General features: G+C 63.7%; 22 protein-coding genes and 1 tRNA gene. 10 read left to right on the top strand and 13 right to left on the bottom strand.

Features of this window, described 5'->3' with window-relative positions; all coding sequences use genetic code 11:
- Positions 1 to 13 precede the first annotated feature (13 nt).
- Both argA and IAG25_RS35330 read left to right on the top strand, forming a co-directional pair.
- Positions 14 to 1,384 (top strand): amino-acid N-acetyltransferase, encoded by a 1,371-nt coding sequence (gene argA / locus IAG25_RS35335; RefSeq protein WP_187608990.1) that lies wholly within the window; start codon positions 14 to 16, stop codon positions 1,382 to 1,384.
- A gap of 57 nt (positions 1,385 to 1,441) precedes the next feature.
- The gene (locus IAG25_RS35330) at positions 1,442 to 1,714 is read left to right on the top strand and encodes an oxidative damage protection protein (RefSeq protein WP_035506430.1); all 273 of its coding nucleotides are present in this window, start codon (positions 1,442 to 1,444) and stop codon (positions 1,712 to 1,714) included.
- A gap of 352 nt (positions 1,715 to 2,066) precedes the next feature.
- Here the strand turns inward: IAG25_RS35330 and IAG25_RS35325 are convergent, their stop codons facing one another.
- Positions 2,067 to 2,258, bottom strand: coding sequence for a hypothetical protein (locus IAG25_RS35325; RefSeq protein WP_187608989.1), 192 nt, complete (start codon positions 2,256 to 2,258; stop codon positions 2,067 to 2,069).
- Between the two features lie 134 nt (positions 2,259 to 2,392).
- Here IAG25_RS35325 and proP point away from each other — a divergent pair, with 134 nt between their 5' ends.
- Positions 2,393 to 3,868, top strand: coding sequence for a glycine betaine/L-proline transporter ProP (proP, locus tag IAG25_RS35320; RefSeq protein ID WP_187608988.1), 1,476 nt, complete (start codon positions 2,393 to 2,395; stop codon positions 3,866 to 3,868).
- Between the two features lie 52 nt (positions 3,869 to 3,920).
- On the opposite strand, the gene IAG25_RS35315 is transcribed toward proP, so the two are convergent.
- Entirely contained in the window at positions 3,921 to 4,373 is a 453-nt protein-coding gene (locus IAG25_RS35315; protein WP_187608987.1) for a metallophosphoesterase family protein, read from the bottom strand.
- Positions 4,373 to 4,534 (bottom strand): hypothetical protein, encoded by a 162-nt coding sequence (locus IAG25_RS35310; RefSeq protein ID WP_187608986.1) that lies wholly within the window; start codon positions 4,532 to 4,534, stop codon positions 4,373 to 4,375. Before IAG25_RS35310 ends, IAG25_RS35315 begins: the two co-directional genes overlap by 1 nt.
- Before the next feature lie 131 nt (positions 4,535 to 4,665).
- Here IAG25_RS35310 and IAG25_RS35305 point away from each other — a divergent pair.
- Positions 4,666 to 4,750, top strand: a tRNA-Leu gene (locus tag IAG25_RS35305).
- A 21-nt stretch (positions 4,751 to 4,771) separates the two neighbouring features.
- Here IAG25_RS35305 and IAG25_RS35300 read toward each other — a convergent pair.
- From IAG25_RS35300 to IAG25_RS35290, 3 genes are all read right to left on the bottom strand, one after another.
- A complete protein-coding gene (locus IAG25_RS35300; RefSeq protein WP_035506417.1) occupies positions 4,772 to 5,275 on the bottom strand; it encodes a hypothetical protein in 504 nt (167 codons plus the stop codon).
- A gap of 74 nt (positions 5,276 to 5,349) precedes the next feature.
- Positions 5,350 to 5,562, bottom strand: coding sequence for a hypothetical protein (locus IAG25_RS35295; protein WP_035506415.1), 213 nt, complete (start codon positions 5,560 to 5,562; stop codon positions 5,350 to 5,352).
- A 110-nt stretch (positions 5,563 to 5,672) separates the two neighbouring features.
- The gene (locus IAG25_RS35290) at positions 5,673 to 5,957 is read right to left on the bottom strand and encodes a hypothetical protein (protein WP_035506565.1); all 285 of its coding nucleotides are present in this window, start codon (positions 5,955 to 5,957) and stop codon (positions 5,673 to 5,675) included.
- A gap of 181 nt (positions 5,958 to 6,138) precedes the next feature.
- Here IAG25_RS35290 and IAG25_RS35285 point away from each other — a divergent pair, with 181 nt between their 5' ends.
- The 3 genes from IAG25_RS35285 (at position 6,139) to IAG25_RS35275 (ending at position 8,594) form a co-directional block, all read left to right on the top strand.
- Complete coding sequence (locus IAG25_RS35285) at positions 6,139 to 6,495, top strand: hypothetical protein (RefSeq protein WP_187608985.1); 357 nt, start codon at positions 6,139 to 6,141, stop codon at positions 6,493 to 6,495.
- 36 nt (positions 6,496 to 6,531) lie between these two features.
- Positions 6,532 to 7,332, top strand: coding sequence for a phosphodiesterase (locus IAG25_RS35280; RefSeq protein WP_187608984.1), 801 nt, complete (start codon positions 6,532 to 6,534; stop codon positions 7,330 to 7,332).
- Positions 7,333 to 7,397: 65 nt separating this feature from the next.
- Complete coding sequence (locus IAG25_RS35275; protein WP_187608983.1) at positions 7,398 to 8,594, top strand: MFS transporter; 1,197 nt, start codon at positions 7,398 to 7,400, stop codon at positions 8,592 to 8,594.
- A 5-nt stretch (positions 8,595 to 8,599) separates the two neighbouring features.
- Here IAG25_RS35275 and IAG25_RS35270 read toward each other — a convergent pair whose 3' ends face one another.
- From IAG25_RS35270 to IAG25_RS35250, 5 genes are all read right to left on the bottom strand, one after another.
- On the bottom strand, positions 8,600 to 9,040 hold the full coding sequence (locus IAG25_RS35270; protein WP_187608982.1) for a response regulator: 441 nt from the start codon (positions 9,038 to 9,040) through the stop codon (positions 8,600 to 8,602).
- A gap of 46 nt (positions 9,041 to 9,086) precedes the next feature.
- A complete protein-coding gene (locus tag IAG25_RS35265) occupies positions 9,087 to 9,719 on the bottom strand; it encodes a response regulator (protein ID WP_187608981.1) in 633 nt (210 codons plus the stop codon).
- Positions 9,720 to 9,816: 97 nt separating this feature from the next.
- Positions 9,817 to 10,392 (bottom strand): ferritin-like domain-containing protein, encoded by a 576-nt coding sequence (locus tag IAG25_RS35260; RefSeq protein ID WP_035506403.1) that lies wholly within the window; start codon positions 10,390 to 10,392, stop codon positions 9,817 to 9,819.
- A 195-nt stretch (positions 10,393 to 10,587) separates the two neighbouring features.
- A complete protein-coding gene (locus IAG25_RS35255) occupies positions 10,588 to 10,749 on the bottom strand; it encodes a DUF1328 family protein (protein WP_016344888.1) in 162 nt (53 codons plus the stop codon).
- Between the two features lie 54 nt (positions 10,750 to 10,803).
- Positions 10,804 to 10,980, bottom strand: a complete 177-nt coding sequence (locus tag IAG25_RS35250; RefSeq protein ID WP_008350561.1) for a DUF1328 domain-containing protein — start codon at positions 10,978 to 10,980, stop codon at positions 10,804 to 10,806.
- A gap of 219 nt (positions 10,981 to 11,199) precedes the next feature.
- On the opposite strand from IAG25_RS35250, the gene IAG25_RS35245 reads away from it, so the two are divergent.
- A complete protein-coding gene (locus IAG25_RS35245) occupies positions 11,200 to 12,639 on the top strand; it encodes a sensor histidine kinase (RefSeq protein WP_255504180.1) in 1,440 nt (479 codons plus the stop codon).
- Between the two features lie 184 nt (positions 12,640 to 12,823).
- On the top strand, positions 12,824 to 12,958 hold the full coding sequence (locus tag IAG25_RS35240) for an entericidin A/B family lipoprotein (protein ID WP_016344885.1): 135 nt from the start codon (positions 12,824 to 12,826) through the stop codon (positions 12,956 to 12,958).
- Between the two features lie 185 nt (positions 12,959 to 13,143).
- Here the strand turns inward: IAG25_RS35240 and IAG25_RS35235 are convergent, their stop codons facing one another.
- Together IAG25_RS35235 and IAG25_RS41735 are read right to left on the bottom strand one after the other, a co-directional pair.
- A complete protein-coding gene (locus IAG25_RS35235; protein ID WP_187608979.1) occupies positions 13,144 to 13,926 on the bottom strand; it encodes a DUF4397 domain-containing protein in 783 nt (260 codons plus the stop codon).
- A gap of 382 nt (positions 13,927 to 14,308) precedes the next feature.
- Positions 14,309 to 14,749, bottom strand: coding sequence for a hypothetical protein (locus tag IAG25_RS41735; RefSeq protein WP_255504195.1), 441 nt, complete (start codon positions 14,747 to 14,749; stop codon positions 14,309 to 14,311).
- Between IAG25_RS41735 and IAG25_RS35230 the strand changes: the two genes are divergently transcribed.
- The gene (locus IAG25_RS35230) at positions 14,672 to 15,829 is read left to right on the top strand and encodes a tetratricopeptide repeat protein (protein ID WP_255504194.1); all 1,158 of its coding nucleotides are present in this window, start codon (positions 14,672 to 14,674) and stop codon (positions 15,827 to 15,829) included. The genes IAG25_RS41735 and IAG25_RS35230 overlap by 78 nt on opposite strands.
- Positions 15,830 to 15,858: the final 29 nt, after the last annotated feature.

Below are 15,858 nucleotides of genomic sequence, written 5' to 3'. Positions count from 1 at the left end.
TTATAATCCCGGGATGAATTCCCAAACCGACCTCACGATGACCGCGTCGCAGCCGGCAGCCGAGCCCGAAGCGCCCGATCTCCACGCCCAGTTCGTCGACTGGATGCGCTCCGTCGCGCCGTATATTCACGCGTTCCGGAACAAGACCTTCGTCGTGGCGTTCGGCGGCGAGCTGGTGCAGGAAGGACGCCTGAACGCGCTCGTGCAGGACGTCGGCCTGCTGCACGCGATGGGCATCCACGTCGTGCTGGTGCACGGCTCGCGCCCGCAGCTCGACGAGCAATTGAGCCTTCACGGGGTGGAATCGTCGTTTTCGCACGGCCTGCGTATCACCGATGCCCGCGCGCTCGAATCCGCGAAGGAAGCCGCCGGCGAAGTGCGTCTCGATATCGAGGCCGCGATCAGCCAGGGCTTGCCGAACACGCCGATGGCGCACGCGCACATCAGCGTCGTGTCGGGCAACTTCGTGACGGCGCGGCCGGTCGGCATTCTGGATGGCGTCGATTTCCAGCATACGGGCGTCGTGCGCAAGATCGACGGCGATTCCATCCGCCAGTCGCTCGCATCGAACAAGCTGGTGCTGCTGTCGTCGCTCGGCTTCTCGCCGACCGGCGAGGCGTTCAATCTGTCGATGGAAGATGTCGCGTCCGCCGCCGCCATCGCGCTGCGCGCCGACAAGATCATCTTCGTGACCGAAATTCCGGGCCTCGTCGATTCGGAAAACGAACTCATCCGCGAACTGTCGCTCGACGATGCCTATCGCCTGCAGGAAAGCGGCGAGCTGCAGGGCGACACCGCGTTTTATCTGAAGCATACGGTGCGCGCGTGCCGCGGCGGCGTCGCGCGCGGCCACATCATTCCGTATTCGCTCGACGGCAGCGTGCTGCTCGAACTGTTCCTGCACGATGGCGTCGGCACGATGATCTCGTACGAGAACCTCGAAAGCCTGCGCGAGGCGACGCCGGATGACGTCGGCGGCATTCTCACGCTGATCGAGCCGCTCGAAAGCGACGGCACGCTCGTGCGGCGCGGACGTCACCAGATCGAACGCGATATCGACCACTTCTCCGTCATCGAGCACGATGGCGTGCTGTTCGGCTGCGCGGCGCTTTATCCGTACACGCAGGAACGCATCGGCGAGATGGCGTGCCTGACCGTCGCGCCGGAAGCGCAAGGTTCGGGCGACGGCGAACGCCTGCTCAAGCGCATCGAGCAGCGGGCGCGGGCGCGCGGCCTCACGCGTATCTTCGTGCTGACGACGCGCACCGAGCACTGGTTCCTGAAGCGCGGCTTCGTGAAGGTGACCGTGGACGATCTTCCCGAAGACCGCCGGCGCCTTTACAACTGGCAGCGCAAGTCGCTCGTCCTGATGAAACACCTTTGAACACGATTTGAGAAGCGCGAACCGCGCTTCGCCCCCGATACAGAGGAGAAACTCACAATGGCTCGAATGGTTCAATGCGCGAAGCTCGGCAAGGAAGCCGAAGGACTGGACTTTCCGCCGCTGCCGGGCGAGCTCGGCAAGCGCATCTACGAAACGATCTCGAAGGAAGCCTGGCAAGGCTGGCTCAAGCAGCAGACGATGCTCATCAACGAGAATCGACTGAACATGGCCGATCCGCGCGCGCGCCAGTACCTCATCAAGCAGACCGAGAAATATTTCTTCGGCGAAGGCGCCGATACGGCTACAGGCTACGTCCCGCCGCAAAGCTGAAATCGCGGCTCGATCGCACTGCAAGAACCGGCCCATGCGGCCGGTTTTTTGTTGCCCGCGAGTGTGCAAAATGTTCCGAATGGACCATCAGACGAATCGCATGGGATTCGGCGCAATCCTAGACCAGGCAAGGGATTGAGCCAGCCTCCGATGCGTGCGCCGATAGCCCGGTTTGCACATCGTCTGTCATCGTGTTATCATCTGTTCGTTATCAACAGTAATTCACCATCATTCACGCGCATGAGTCCGGCGCATCGCTTTTCGGACGCATCGCGGTAGTGACAGTTTTTATACAAAGAGGCGCGTCGGTTTTTTAGCTGGTTCTGCCAGACTCACGCCGGCCTTTTTCGTCTCAGGTTGTTTTTTCGCCGACGTCGCGGCTCCACCCGCGGCAACTCAGGTTCAACACCGGGTTCGCCGTCCGCTCGTCAAATTCGTTTGTTTCATCCGAGTGCAATTTCGCGACCCACCGCGAAGCACCGGCACCGCGTTTGCTATTCGTTTCTTCAGCATCTGCTTCGAACACGATGCTGCGCGGAGCCATTGGCGTCTGTTTCCCGCGATGCAAAGCGGCGCCGTCGCGAAACTGCACTGTCCCGGCAATACGCGCTGTCCTTTCGACGGCGCGCCCGAAGCTCCGCGCGAGTTCTCGGGATCGAATACGGAGTTTTTCGAACTATGTCTTCTCTTCAAGAGGGCCTTTGGCGCAAACACGATTCATCGAGTCGGAAGTCCGATCTCACCCTCGACGACATCACCATCGTCGATCAATCCCTGCTCAAGCGCGCGGTCGGCGCGATGGCCATCGGTAATGCGATGGAGTGGTTCGACTTCGGCGTGTACAGCTACATCGCCGTGACGCTCGGCAAGGTGTTCTTCCCGTCGAGCAGCCCGGCGGCGCAGTTGCTCGCGACCTTCGGCACGTTCGCGGCAGCGTTCCTCGTGCGCCCGATCGGCGGCATGGTGTTCGGCCCGCTCGGCGACCGCATCGGCCGCAAGCGCGTGCTCGCGATGACGATGATCATGATGGCCGTCGGCACGTTCTGTATCGGCATCATTCCGAGCTACGAGTCGATCGGCGTGATGGCGCCGGTGCTGCTGCTCGTCGCGCGTCTCGTGCAGGGCTTCTCGACGGGCGGCGAATACGGCGGCGCGGCTACGTTTATCGCCGAATTCTCGCCGGACAAGAAGCGCGGCTTCATGTCGAGCTTTCTGGAGTTCGGCACGCTCGTCGGCTATGTGCTCGGCGCGGGCGTCGTCGCGGTGCTGACCGCGGTGATGTCAGAGCGCGAACTGCTCTCGTGGGGCTGGCGCATTCCGTTCATGATCGCGGGTCCGCTCGGCCTGATCGGCCTGTATATCCGGATGAAGCTCGAGGAAACGCCGGCGTTCCAGCGCGAAGCCGAGAAGGCGGAAGCGGTGTCGCACGAAACGACCAAGGAGCAGTTCCGCGAAACGCTGATCCAGCAATGGAAGCCGCTTTTGCAATGCGTGGGCCTCGTGCTGATCTTCAACGTGACCGACTACATGGCGCTTTCGTATCTGCCGAGCTATCTGTCGGCGACGCTCAAGTTCAACGAGACGCACGGCCTCTTCATCGTGCTCGTCGTGATGGTGCTGATGATGCCGCTGACGCTCTTCGCCGGCCGCCTGTCGGACACGATCGGCCGCAAGCCGGTGATGCTCGCAGGTTGTATCGGCCTCCTGGTGCTGTCGATTCCGGCGCTTTCGCTGATCCGCATGGGCACGGTTCCGTCGATCTTCGCGGGCATGATGATTCTCGGCGCGCTGCTGTCGACGTTCACGGGCGTGATGCCGTCGTCGCTGCCGGCTCTCTTCCCGACGAAGATCCGCTACGGCGCGCTCGCGATCGGCTTCAACGTGTCGGTGTCGCTGTTCGGCGGCACGACGCCGCTCGTCACGGCATGGCTCGTCGACAAGACCGGCAACCTGATGATGCCCGCGTACTATCTGATGGGCGCGTCGCTGATCGGTATCGTGTCGGTGCTCGCGCTGCACGAAACGGCGAAGAAGCCGCTGAAGGGTTCGCCGCCTGCCGTGGCGTCGAAGTCGGAAGCGCACGCGATCCTGCGTGGCCATCGCGAAGCCGCCGAAATGGACGATACGTTCCCGGAAGGCACGGTGCGCGCGTAAAGCGCCGGGCTTTTTGAAGGCGCAAGGCCGGTGCGTGAGCGCCGGCCTTTTTTTATGTCACGAGCGCGACGATGTGCGCTTCCAGTTTTCCATCGTCGATATCGAGCAACGCGAGCGTGATCGGCAGTTTGAAACGACGCGGCCCCGCGCTGCCGGGATTCACGAAGAGCACGCCGTTGCGACGCTCGATGAGCGGCTTGTGCGAATGACCGGTCACGACGACGTCGATGCCGTCGAGTTGCTCTGGGACATCGGCGATATCGTGGACGACGTGGATCGTCGCGCCGCCAAGCTCGATGCGCGCGTGCTCGGGCAATCGCGCGACGTCATCGCCGACATCGTTATTGCCGCGTACGACGGTGAGCGGCGCGAGCGATGCGAGCGCATCGAGCACGTCGCGCTTGCAGATATCGCCTGCATGAATGATGTGCGCGCAGCCGCGCAATGCGTCGAGCGCCTCGGGGCGCACGAGGTTGTGGGTATCGGAGATGAGCCCGATGCGCATCACGTTTCCTCGTTCGCGAGGATGCGCTCGATGCGTCGATCGGGCACGAGCCATACGGCCGCGACGAGCGCGTAGATCGTCGCGGCGATCCACGGCTGCCAGAACGACACGGCGATGGCGATCACGCCATCGCTGAATGCTTCGAGCCGGGTCGTGCCCATCGTGTGTCCTCGCGCCGAAAACGGTGCCGCCGATTATGCGGGAGCGTCGAAAACTTGTCGAACGGCGTGCATGGTGGCGGCCGGCGCGGCTTTGGCGCGGTGTCGGGCAATGGTAGAATCGCGTCCGCCCTGCCGGGGTGATGAAATTGGTAAACATAGCGGACTTAAAATCCGCCGCCTAACGGCTTGCCGGTTCGAGTCCGGTCCCCGGCACCAGGCACGCGATTCGCACTCCCCTCAATCGTTCAGCGGCATCCCGCCAACCAGCGCCACGCCGTTGGCCACCTGCCTCCCGACCGCATCCGCGACTTCCTGGATGCTGCGATAGCCCGTCGGCATCCAGTGCAGCCACGTGTCCTCCTGAACGTCGAAGCTGGCGTCACCCACGGTCACCGTTCCCGACACCCACTCCGCACCATCGAGGAAATTGAAGGCGATACGCGCCGCGTCGGACTTCGATCGAACGCTGGTGATGCGGATCCTGACCGGCACTCCGTTCGGATCGATTCGAAGTCCGAGATGAGCGGCGCGCATCGCGAATGCGGACATCATCGCGCTGCGAACCCACGGCGTGAGGAGAACACCGTTACTGTCGATCGTCGGGGACTGGATGCCATCGACGATTCGCTGCCTCGTCTGGACGCTGCCCGCGCTGGAAGATGGGATATCCGGTACTGTCGTCAGGCATCCGGAGAGAAACAAGGACAACGCGACTGCGCTTGCAAGGGATTTCAGTGCCATTCGTGGATCAGGTTTTCGGTAAAGGATTGGGTCACCGTAATAACGACCCGCCTTCCGAAATCTTGAACGCCCCCTCACACCGCATTCAACAACCGCTCCGCGTCCCTCACCGCATCAAACAAGGCCTCGATCGCCGTATCGCGATCAAGCAGGCACACGTGTTCGATATCGAACGGCAACGCATCCACGCCGATGAACCGCACCGTTCCGCCGAAGCAGTCGCGCGTCTTGCCGCCGCGCACCGACGCGATGTAGTTCGGGGTGATGTAGAGCGCAACGGGCGTCATGGCAACCTCGGCGATGGTCCGGTCGATGAACCAGAGTCTAGCGATGCCCGCCGTCGCGCTGCACCCGCCTGACGCGGGGAACGCTTCCCCTTCCTTCGTGGCCCTCGCCGCTACACCGCGTGCCCCAGGACGCGCGCGACGTAATGCCGTCCCCACGCCTCGCCGTGCGCGATCGCCTCGGCGACGGTCTCGAAAGGACCGTGATCGCCCGTCATTTCGCCCGAGTCGTCGGCAAGTGTCGATCCGTGCACAGGTTTGCGGTCGAGCCGCGTCACGCGCACGCGAATCGCGTAACCCTCGGACGGAGCCGCCTCCTCGTCGCCGTCGGCTTCGATCGGCCTGGATACGGCCTGCATGGCGAGCAGGTAATCGCCTACTTCGATGTCCTTCTGCATGGCGGTGGTCTCCATCGGTGCGCAACGCGCGGTCGAATGACAGAGCCGATTGTGCTACCGCATCGCGCGAGAAAACAAGCGCCCGGCCAAACCCTCGCGGGGCGCGCATGATATAAAGTTTCGCCCCATCCTCTTTCCGCTCCGAGCCCTTCGCGGCATCGGGCACCGACAGAATTCATCGATGAACCATCGCACCCGCCATCTGCCGCTCGTTTTGCTCACGATTCCGCTCGCTTTTCTCGCCGGCTGCACGTCCTATTACAAGAACGTCGAAGCCTGCAAGGACAAGGTTCGCGCGGATTACCCCGACGCCGCGAGCGCGCCGCTGAAAATCACCGGCTCCGGCGCGAGTTATCATGGCTCGCGGGTGGTCGTGCACGGCACGATCCAGAATCCGCCGAAGCCGCCGGCCACCAAGGCGGCACAGGTGCCCGCGGCGGCCGAATGCACGTTCAGCGAAACGTCGATGACCGGCTTCCAGTGGCTCGTTCCCGCGAAACTCGCGCCGAAGCCGCCCGTCGCCGCATCCGACGATTGAGCCTCTAACCCGCCCGCGACGAGGAGATCCACGCGCATGCTGCTCGCCCAGATCAGCGATCTGCACATCACGGCGCAAGGCACGCTCGCCTACGGCCGCGTCGATACCGCCGCTTTCCTCGCCCGCGCGATCGGCCTGCTCAACGCGCTCGATCCCCGTCCCGACGCCGTGCTCGTCACAGGCGATCTCGTCGATGCGGGCGGCATCGACGAATACCGGCATCTGCGCACGCTCCTCGATACGCTCGCGATGCCGTGGCATGTGATCGTCGGCAATCACGACGACCGCGCGAATCTGCGCACGGTATTCGGCGATCGCCCCGAACTCGCGGGCCACGACGGCTTCGTGCAGTACGCATTCGATGTCGGCAATGTCCGCGTGCTCGCGCTCGACACACTTGATCCCGGTTCAGGCGGCGGACGTCTGTGCGCCGCGCGCCTCGCCTGGCTCGAAGCGCAGCTCGACGCCTGCCGCGATCAGCCCGTCGTCATCGGCATGCATCACCCGCCGATCGCATGCGGCATCGGCTTCATGGACGAAATCCGCCTCGCACCGGACGACAGCCGCGCGCTTGATGCGCTCGTGCGCCGCCATCCGAACGTCGAGCGCATCGTGTGCGGTCATGTGCATCGGGCCATCGGCGCACGGTTCGGCGGCACGTTCATCTGGTGCGCGCCGTCGACCGCGCATCAGGTGGCGCTGCAACTGAAGCCCGACGGCCCCGAGGCGTTCGTCATGGAGCCGCCCGCGTTCGGTCTGCATCTGTGGCGCGCCGATCTCGGCCTCGTCACGCATTGCATGAGCGTCGATCAGGGCGGCGGCCCGCAGCCTTTCTGACGGCGCGCTGCGGCGCGCGCGCGTCTTCAGTATGATCAGCGGCTGATCTTCATCGGCTTCGGTTCATGCCCAATTCGCCGCAATCGAATCCTCCGGCGCGCCATCCGCACTATTCGCGCGCCACGCTGTGGCTGCTCGCGACCATCGCGGGCGTCTCGGTCGCAAACATCTATTTCAATCAGCCGCTGCTCGGCGATTTCCGCGCGAGCTTTCCCGGCGACGCCCATTTGATCGGCGCGGTGCCCGCCTCGACGCAGCTCGGCTACGCGCTCGGCATGCTCGTGCTCGCGCCGCTCGGCGACCGCTTCGACCGGCGTCTTTTGATCCTGCTGCAACTCGCGGCGCTCGGCGTATCGCTCGTGGCCGCGGCGAGCGCGCCGACGCTCGCCGTTCTGATCGCGGCGAGTCTCGCGATCGGCATCGTATCGACGATCGCGCAGCAAGCCGTGCCCTTCGCCGCCGAGCTCGCGCCCGCCGCCGAACGCGGCCACGCCGTCGGCACGGTGATGAGCGGGCTCTTGCTCGGCATCCTGCTCGCGCGCACGGTGTCGGGCTTCGTCGCGCAGTACTTCGGCTGGCGGGCCGTGTTCGGCGCCTCCGTGCTCGCGACGATCGCGCTGGCGGTCGTCGTGATCGCGCGGTTGCCGAAGAGCCGTCCGACCTCGACGCTCACCTACGGCAAACTGCTCGGCTCGATGTGGCATCTCGCGGCCGAAAACCGCGCGCTACGCGAGGCGTCGTTCACCGGCGGCGCGCTCTTCGCCGCGTTCAGCATCTTCTGGTCGGTGCTCACGCTGCTGCTCGCGGGCGAGCCGTTTCATATGGGTCCGCAGGCGGCGGGGCTTTTCGGCATCGTCGGCGCGGCAGGCGCGCTCGCCGCACCGCTCGCCGGAAAATCCGCCGACAAGCGCGGCCCGCGCGCCGTCATCTCGCTGTGCATCGGGCTCGTGGCGCTGTCGTTCGTGGTGTTCGCGTTTTCGGCGAAGAGCATCGCGGGGCTCGTCGTCGGCGTGATCGTGCTCGATGTCGGCGTGCAGGCCGCGCAGATTTCGAACCAGTCGCGCATCTACGCGCTCAAGCCCGAGGCGCGCAGCCGCGTGAACACGGTCTACATGGTCGCTTATTTCATCGGCGGGGCGCTGGGATCAGCGGTCGCGTCGCTCGCGTGGCAGGCGATGGGCTGGACGGGCGTCTGTCTCGCCGGTCTCGCGGCGACGGGTCTCGCGGGCTTCAGCCACTGGCGCGGGCGCGATAAGCGATAGCGGATTCAGGTGCGCTCGCGTGCGTAGTCGCACAACGCGTCGAGCACGCGATCGAATTCGAGCGACTTGTCGAAGAAGTGGCGCACGCCGTATTGCAGGCAGCGCTCGCGATACGTCGGCAGCGCGTGATTCGTGAGCACCGCGATGAACGCGCCCGGCGAGCGCGCCGCGCCGCATTCCTCGAGCCACGCGAGCACGTCGATGCCCGAGCCGCGTTTCAGTTGCAGATCGACGATCACCGCGTCGAACGCCTGCGCCGACAGCAGCGCGATCGCGTCGTCCGGCGCATCGGCGAACGCGCTCACGCGCCACGGTCCGAGCGCATCGATCGCCTCGGTCAGGCTGCGGCGGATCAGCGGCGAGTCCTCGATCAACAGCACCGCGAGCGGCGTGCGCCGCGCGCCCGGCTGCCCGCTTCGGTCGTCAGTGGTGATGTGATTGCCCACGTCGGGCGCCCTCCGGCAGTGCTCGCGGATTTCAAACCATGCGCCGCTATTCGATCAGGCCATTCTTGATCGCGTAATACGTGAGATCGGCGTTATTGGAAAGCCGCATTTTTTCGAGCACGCGCGCGCGATACGTGCTCACCGTCTTCACCGAAAGATGCAGTTCCTGCGCGATTTCCGTCGGAATCCGTCCGCCCGCGAGCTTGCAGAAAATCTGGAACTCGCGCTCCGACAGCAGTTCGTGCGGCCGTTCGGCGGCGGGCTTGTCGAGCTTGTCGGCAAGCGCATCCGCGATGAACTCGGACAGATAGCGATGTCCGCGCGCCACAGTACGGATCGCGCGCACGATCTCGTCGGGCGCGGCATCCTTGTTCAGATAGCCGTTCGCGCCCGCCTTCAGCAGGTTGATCGCGTACTGGCTCTCCGGAAAGCCCGAAAGCATCAGCACGCCCTGCTCCGGGCGGATCTGCTTGATCACGCGCAAGGTGTCGACGCCGTTTTTGTCCGGCATCGCGATGTCGAGCAGCACGACGTCGAACGCCTGCGCGCGCACGAGCGCGATGGCTTCGTCGCCGGTTGCGGCCTCGCCCGCGACTTCCATGTCGGGCTCGTCCACGACAAACTGCCTGAATCCGCTGCGCACGATCGCGTGGTCGTCGGCTATCAAGACTCGAATCATTCGCGTCGTCCGCGCTGCCGGACGCTCTTGTAGTAGTTGATCGGTCATTTCATGCATGCGGCCGGATACGCCCGCAGCGTATCCGGCCGCGTCGCCCTTAGCCGTTACGGCCTTCCAGCAGATCCGCCATGTCGTCGGCGTGCTCTTCCTCGACGGCCAGAATGTCCTCGAAGATGCGGCGCGTCGTGACGTCCTTGTCGCCGAGATAGCGGATGATCTCGCGGTACGTATCGATCGCGATGCGCTCGGCAATCAGATTCTCGCGGATCATGTCGATCAGATCCTTGCCTTCGTTGTACTCGGAATGCGAGCGCGACGACAGGCCATCGGGCGCGAAATTCGGTGCGCCGCCCAGTTGCACGATGCGTTCGGCGAGCGTGTCGGCGTGCTCCTGTTCCTCGTTCGCGTGCTCCAGGAACTCCTGCGCGACGGCTTCCGAGTGAATGCCCTTCGCCATGAAGTAATGACGCTTGTAGCGCAGCGTGCAGACGATTTCGGTGGCGAGCGAATCGTTGAGCAGCTTCAGCACCGTCTCGCGGTCGGCGCCGTAGCCCTCCGTCACCGCGCCTTCGTCCATGTGCTGACGCGCATCGGCGCGAATTTTTTCGACATCGAGGACAAAAGCGCCCGAGGACTGGTTCGACTCGGCTTTTACAGCAGACGATTTGGACATTTGGTTCGCTCCTCTGTACGGGATGAGATGACTGTTCGCTGGAGCAGGTTCTCGCAAATGCCGCGTGCATAGAACCCTGCTATCCAATCAGAGGCTCCGATGCATGCACCATGCCTGCCCCTCGAAAAAGCCGCGCGACGGTCGTAAGTCCCGCGCGCGGCTTGATGGCTCATGGCTTTCGCCCTGATGCGGGCGTCATGTGCGGAACACGCCAAGCAGCAAGGTGACCACGAACACGACGAGAAAAATGAAGAAAAGAATCTTCGCGATTTCCGCCGCGCCGGCCGCGATGCCCGTGAAGCCGAACACGGCGGCAATGATGGCGATGACGAAGAAGACGGCAGCGTAGTGAAGCATGTGAGCTCCTTCCTAAGTAGTTGAGAACGTTCTGGCGAGCGGACGCAAGCGCCGCTAATCGATGGCTTTTTTTGTGACGACGAAGCCCAGCACCAGGAACACGACGCAGAGGATCAGGAAGAGCACGAACAGGAACTTGGCGATTGCCGCGGCGCCCGCAGCCACGCCCGTAAAGCCCAGCACGCCGGCGATCACGGCCACGATCGCGAAAAACAAGGCCCACTTCAGCATGATCGTTCCCCGTAAAGAATGAATGACGGAACCATGCTAGCGATGCCCGCCGCGCGGCGCATTCGGGCAGGCTCCTTTTTTGCTGTGGGAATCCACCGACACCCGCTTTCAAATCGGCTGCCTTAAGTGAAACGCCGCACCACCGACACCATGAGCCACCTACCGCGAGCCGCGATCCTGCCCGACGACCCGCCCCTCTTCGCAGCCGACGAGCCCGCCATGCCGAAAGCGTCCACGCCGCCCGCGCCGGCCGGCATCGCGCGCCGCGCGGCGCGTTTGAACGACTGGATGCGCCGCTATAGCTGGGCGGTCGCGATGACGGTCGCGATCGTCATCACGGTGGGTGGACTGATCATTCTGGAATCGGGACGCATGCGCATCGCGTCCGAATACGAAACCGCGCTCGAAGCGAAGGGCGCGACCGCGCAGCTTTCGATGCTCGCCGCCGATATCGCCACGCTCACCGCCGACGAGCGCGGCTTCGCGCTGAAAGCGGACGATGCGTTTCCGGCGCACTTCAGGGAGACGGCGGCGCGCGTGCGGCGCACGCTGGCATGGCTCGATGCGTACTACCGACGCATCGGCGACGACACCGCGCTCGCGAGCTTCGCGCAGATCCGCGCCGCCGCCGACGATGAAATCGCGCAAGGCACGGTGCGCTTCGCCGACCCGCCGGCCGACGCCGCCGCACGCAATCGCACGCTGGCGCCGCCGCCCGACACGAGCGCGACGCTCGACGCGGCGCTATCGCTTCTGCGTCTGAACGAGGAACAACGCGCGCAGCACGCGCTCGATGCGAGCCGCGCCGATCAGCGCATCTCGACGCTTTGTGTCGGCGCACTTTGCGCGCTCAATATCGTGTTGTTCATCCTGCTCTTTCGCAATCTGGGCATCCAGCTCGACAAGCAGGCGCGCGTGCAGAAAGCGCTTATCACGCAGCAGGAAGAGCTCGATCAGCTCGTGTTCGCGCGCACGCGTCAACTCGAAGCGCTCGCCTGGCACTTGCAATCGGTCAGCGAAAACGAAAAGACGGAGCTTGCGCGCGAACTGCACGACGAACTCGGCTCGATCCTCACCGCGAGCAAGATGGATGTCGCGTGGGTGCGCGGCAAGCTCAAGAACACGGAACCCGCGATGGCCGAGAAACTCGCGCGCGCACTCGGCAATCTGGATCAGGGCATCGCATTGAAGCGACGCATCATCGAGGACATGCGGCCGACCGTGCTCGCCAGCTTCGGCCTTGTGACCGCGCTGCGCTCGCTTGCCGACGAAGCCGCGCAACGCAACGGCTGGAGCGTCGAGTTCGATCTGCCGGGCGACGACGTGAAGCTCGGCGAGGCGATCGAAATCGCGCTCTTTCGCGTCGCCCAGGAAACGCTGACCAACGCGGCGAAGTACGCGCACGCGAGCCGCATCCGCGTGACGCTCGACGTCGATGAAGAGAACGTGTCGCTCTCGATCATCGATGACGGCATCGGCATCCGGCCGCAGGATCTCAAGCGCACGCAGACGCATGGGCTCGTCGGCATGCGCCAGCGCGTCTCGGCGCGCGGCGGGCGCTTCGAGATCGAGCGCGCGTCGCCGCATGGCACGTCGATCAGCGTGTCGATGCCGCGTGAGCGCAGTGTCGATGCGCCCATCGTCGCGCCTTCCGCGTAGGACGATGCCGACATCGAATGCAGACGCCGCCGACAGCAAAATCGCAGCCGTGCCTACAGCCTGAGACCGACCGATTTTTTTATGATTGTTCACACCGGTATGCGGGGCGTCGAAGAGGTCCGTCACCAGACATGATGCGCGAACCCGATTCCAGTCACGCATTTCAACTCCAAGGGGAATAAACATGACTCGACTCATCGCTCTACTGCTGATTGCAGGCACGGCGGCTCTCGCGGGCTGCAACACCGTCTCGGGCGCTGGCCAGGACATTTCGAAGGGCGGTCAGGCCATTTCGAATTCCGCCGAGGAGCACAAGTAACGGGCGACGTGCGCCGCATCGTTGCGGCGCACGCGCTCAGGCGTTCCATAGCGTTGATGTAGGACCCTGTCTTCCCGCCACGTTCGCGTGGCGGGATTTTTTTTGCGTCGACGTTGGCGCGCGCCAAACGCAAAAAACCCGGCCGATGCTGCGCGGCCGGGTTTCGTTGCTTCAGGCGCTTGTCGTTATTGCGTGTCGGGCAGTTCCAGCGCCGGTTGCTGCGTGTTGCCGCCCTGCGCGACCAGCATACGGATCTTCTCCGGCACGAGTTGCGAGACCGCATTGCCTGAAGGCAGCGTCGTCACGAGCCAGTCCGCGTTGTTGACGAGCGTGAACGAGGCCGATGTGTAGACCGGCGTCTTCGTGCCCGGCAGCGTCGCGATCAACTGGTACGTGCCGCCCGAGACATAGATGGAATCCTGCGTCGTCGCGGGCACGGCGTTCTTGTAGGCGACACCCGCCATCGTCGGACTGACGCTCGCGATGTTCGTCCCCGGCGCGACGAGATAGATATCGAGGTTCGGCGCGTTCGTCGACGCGTTGAATGCGCGCACGCGCGCGCTGCTCGACAGCAAGCCCTTGTCGAACGGATCGTCGATGACCGCGATCGACGGCAGGAAGCCCGCGTCAGGCAGCGCGATCACCGTGTATTCGTGCCCTTTCGCCGCGTTCGAGATGCTCGTGTCGGTGGCGAGTTGCGTCGTCGTGTTGACGGCCGCGTAGGAGAAGCTGTGCTGGCCCGTGTCGATGTTCGCGAAGTTGGTCACCGCCTTGTAGGCGAGATTCGGCTGCAGGATCTTGGCGTTGTCGTAGAAGTCGACGTTCGGGCCGCTCGGAATCGCGTGAATGAAATGGACCTGCGCCGGGGTGACGCCGATTTCCTTGCCGACATCGTCGGAGCTTCCGCCGCAAGCGGAGAGCAAAGCGGCGACGGCGGCGAGCGCGGCAGCGGTGCGGATGAGCTTCATGGTTCCACCTTTTCTCTGGTTCTTTTCTATTCGAGTCCGTGGCGCGGGGGTGCGATGCCCGGCTGGGACTCTCCCTTGTTGGCCTTCCCTGCCCGCTTGCGACGAAGTTCGAATGCGAAGACGCGTGGAACGGGCGTTCGCATTGAGCAATCGACGTGCCCTTGATCGGTGCGTGGGCGCGTGGGTAGGCCGCGAAGCCTTGTGGGATAAGGCTTTGGTTTCGTTAGAGGATTGCTTCGGGAAGGTACGAGCGGCGAGTTCGGCACGATGACACGGCTGCAAATCCCACGATAGAAACACTCAATTTTCCAATCTGGCGAGTGGCAAATCGAAACCGATGGATAGAATCGGTGACGTGGTTCGCAAAACATTCGGAGTCGCTTCAGGAATGCAGGATGATTTTCAGTCGACGGCCGATTGCTATAACGCTGGCCAATGGCAAGGCGCTGTGTTTTGGAGTGAACGATGTCTGAGCATCGAATCGGATAACGCGGATGTGCTCCATTTGCGTGGTATCACCGCGCTTGCGCTTGACGATGCAAAAGACGCGCAACGCTGGGCTCTGAAAGCAATCGAGCGTTCGCCGAATCCGGTCTTCCTCAATACGCTCAGCGTGATTCAGACGCACCTGGGCGCATTCGCCCGCGCCGCGGAAATCGCGCGAACCGCACTCGAAATCGCAGCGCAAGGGCGCCCGGACATCGATAAGAGCGTCCTGCTCTATAACCTCGGTCGCGCGCTGCAATTGGATCTGCGCTTTGCGGAAGCGGCTGCGGTATATCGAGAGGTGATCGATCTCAACCCCGGTCATGTCGAGGCGCATAACAATCTCGGTGTGTCCTTAAGATCGCTTGGCCAGCTCGACGCGGCCGTCGAGCAACTCCATCATGCGCTGGCGATCCAACCGGCGAATCCGGTAGCTCATGGCAACCTCGGTCACGCGTTGCTCGCGTCGGGTCGATACAGGGACGCGTGGCCGCATTTCGAACATCGATGGTCCACGTTTCTGGATGAGCGCGGCGATTCGAAGATCAATCCTCCGAATCTGCCGATGCCTCAATGGAAAGGCGAAAGCACGCGGGCAGATCAGGATCGTCTGCTGGTACTGCACGAGCAGGGGCTGGGTGACACGCTTCACTTCTGCCGGTATATCCCGATGGCGATGGAGCGTTTCTCCCAGGTGGGCTTTGCCTGCCCCGAACCTCTTCGGCGCCTGTTGAGCCGCGCTTTCGGTTCGACGTCATCGAAGTTCGTGTACCTCGATGCGACGCGCGTTGACTTGCGACAGTGGGACATGTACAGCCCGCTGCTGTCACTGCCGATGACGTTCGACACGGATGCCGACTCCATCCCGGCCGCGATTCCGTACTTGCACGCGGAACCGCGCGCAGCGCAGCGCTGGTCGAAACGGCTCGCCGGCTTGCAAAACTCGGCACGGCCGCGTATCGGTCTTGTATGGGCCGGCGGCGGGCTGCTGCCGGAAGTGGATGCGAGACGAAGCATGCCGGTCGACAAAATCGACGCGCTCATCTCCTGGCCGCATGCGCTCTGGATCAGTTTGCAGAAGCCTGTGAGCGACGCGAAGAAACTGCAAAGCCGGCAGCGCGCCCATATCGTCGACTGGATGAACGAGATCGACGATTTCGCCGATACCGCCGCGCTCGTCGCATCGCTGGACCTCGTGATCTGTGTGGACACATCCATCGCGCATCTCGCCGGCGCAATGGGCAAGCGCGTATGGCTGCTCAATCGGTATCAGGGCTGCTGGCGCTGGATGCGCGATCGTGAGGATACGCCGTGGTATCCGAACATGCGGATCTTCAACCAGGAAACGTGTGGCGACTGGGACGAAGTGCTGGCACGGGTGCTCGCGGAACTGGAACGGGACGCCTGGCGGTCGTAGTCTCAAATGGCGAACCCGGGCACATCGTT

The sequence above is a fragment of the Caballeronia sp. EK genome, assembly GCF_014384845.1.
Classification (GTDB): domain Bacteria; phylum Pseudomonadota; class Gammaproteobacteria; order Burkholderiales; family Burkholderiaceae; genus Caballeronia; species Caballeronia jiangsuensis.
The sequence above is the reverse complement of the archived record's forward strand: the minus strand, read 5'-3'. Positions and strand labels throughout refer to the sequence as shown.

What these genes read in the sequence shown, in the direction of transcription:
- argA (WP_187608990.1), top strand. Translation starts at nt 14, where the DNA reads ATGAATTCCCAAACCGACCTCACGATGACCGCGTCGCAGCCGGCAGCC.
- IAG25_RS35330 (WP_035506430.1), top strand. Translation starts at nt 1,442, where the DNA reads ATGGCTCGAATGGTTCAATGCGCGAAGCTCGGCAAGGAAGCCGAAGGA.
- IAG25_RS35325 (WP_187608989.1), bottom strand. Translation starts at nt 2,258, where the DNA reads ATGGCTCCGCGCAGCATCGTGTTCGAAGCAGATGCTGAAGAAACGAAT.
- proP (WP_187608988.1), top strand. Translation starts at nt 2,393, where the DNA reads ATGTCTTCTCTTCAAGAGGGCCTTTGGCGCAAACACGATTCATCGAGT.
- IAG25_RS35315 (WP_187608987.1), bottom strand. Translation starts at nt 4,373, where the DNA reads ATGCGCATCGGGCTCATCTCCGATACCCACAACCTCGTGCGCCCCGAG.
- IAG25_RS35310 (WP_187608986.1), bottom strand. Translation starts at nt 4,534, where the DNA reads ATGGGCACGACCCGGCTCGAAGCATTCAGCGATGGCGTGATCGCCATC.
- IAG25_RS35300 (WP_035506417.1), bottom strand. Translation starts at nt 5,275, where the DNA reads ATGGCACTGAAATCCCTTGCAAGCGCAGTCGCGTTGTCCTTGTTTCTC.
- IAG25_RS35295 (WP_035506415.1), bottom strand. Translation starts at nt 5,562, where the DNA reads ATGACGCCCGTTGCGCTCTACATCACCCCGAACTACATCGCGTCGGTG.
- IAG25_RS35290 (WP_035506565.1), bottom strand. Translation starts at nt 5,957, where the DNA reads ATGCAGAAGGACATCGAAGTAGGCGATTACCTGCTCGCCATGCAGGCC.
- IAG25_RS35285 (WP_187608985.1), top strand. Translation starts at nt 6,139, where the DNA reads ATGAACCATCGCACCCGCCATCTGCCGCTCGTTTTGCTCACGATTCCG.
- IAG25_RS35280 (WP_187608984.1), top strand. Translation starts at nt 6,532, where the DNA reads ATGCTGCTCGCCCAGATCAGCGATCTGCACATCACGGCGCAAGGCACG.
- IAG25_RS35275 (WP_187608983.1), top strand. Translation starts at nt 7,398, where the DNA reads ATGCCCAATTCGCCGCAATCGAATCCTCCGGCGCGCCATCCGCACTAT.
- IAG25_RS35265 (WP_187608981.1), bottom strand. Translation starts at nt 9,719, where the DNA reads ATGATTCGAGTCTTGATAGCCGACGACCACGCGATCGTGCGCAGCGGA.
- IAG25_RS35260 (WP_035506403.1), bottom strand. Translation starts at nt 10,392, where the DNA reads ATGTCCAAATCGTCTGCTGTAAAAGCCGAGTCGAACCAGTCCTCGGGC.
- IAG25_RS35255 (WP_016344888.1), bottom strand. Translation starts at nt 10,749, where the DNA reads ATGCTTCACTACGCTGCCGTCTTCTTCGTCATCGCCATCATTGCCGCC.
- IAG25_RS35250 (WP_008350561.1), bottom strand. Translation starts at nt 10,980, where the DNA reads ATGCTGAAGTGGGCCTTGTTTTTCGCGATCGTGGCCGTGATCGCCGGC.
- IAG25_RS35245 (WP_255504180.1), top strand. Translation starts at nt 11,200, where the DNA reads ATGCCGAAAGCGTCCACGCCGCCCGCGCCGGCCGGCATCGCGCGCCGC.
- IAG25_RS35240 (WP_016344885.1), top strand. Translation starts at nt 12,824, where the DNA reads ATGACTCGACTCATCGCTCTACTGCTGATTGCAGGCACGGCGGCTCTC.
- IAG25_RS35235 (WP_187608979.1), bottom strand. Translation starts at nt 13,926, where the DNA reads ATGAAGCTCATCCGCACCGCTGCCGCGCTCGCCGCCGTCGCCGCTTTG.
- IAG25_RS41735 (WP_255504195.1), bottom strand. Translation starts at nt 14,749, where the DNA reads ATGCGCCTCGACATGACCGGGGTTGAGATCGATCACCTCTCGATATAC.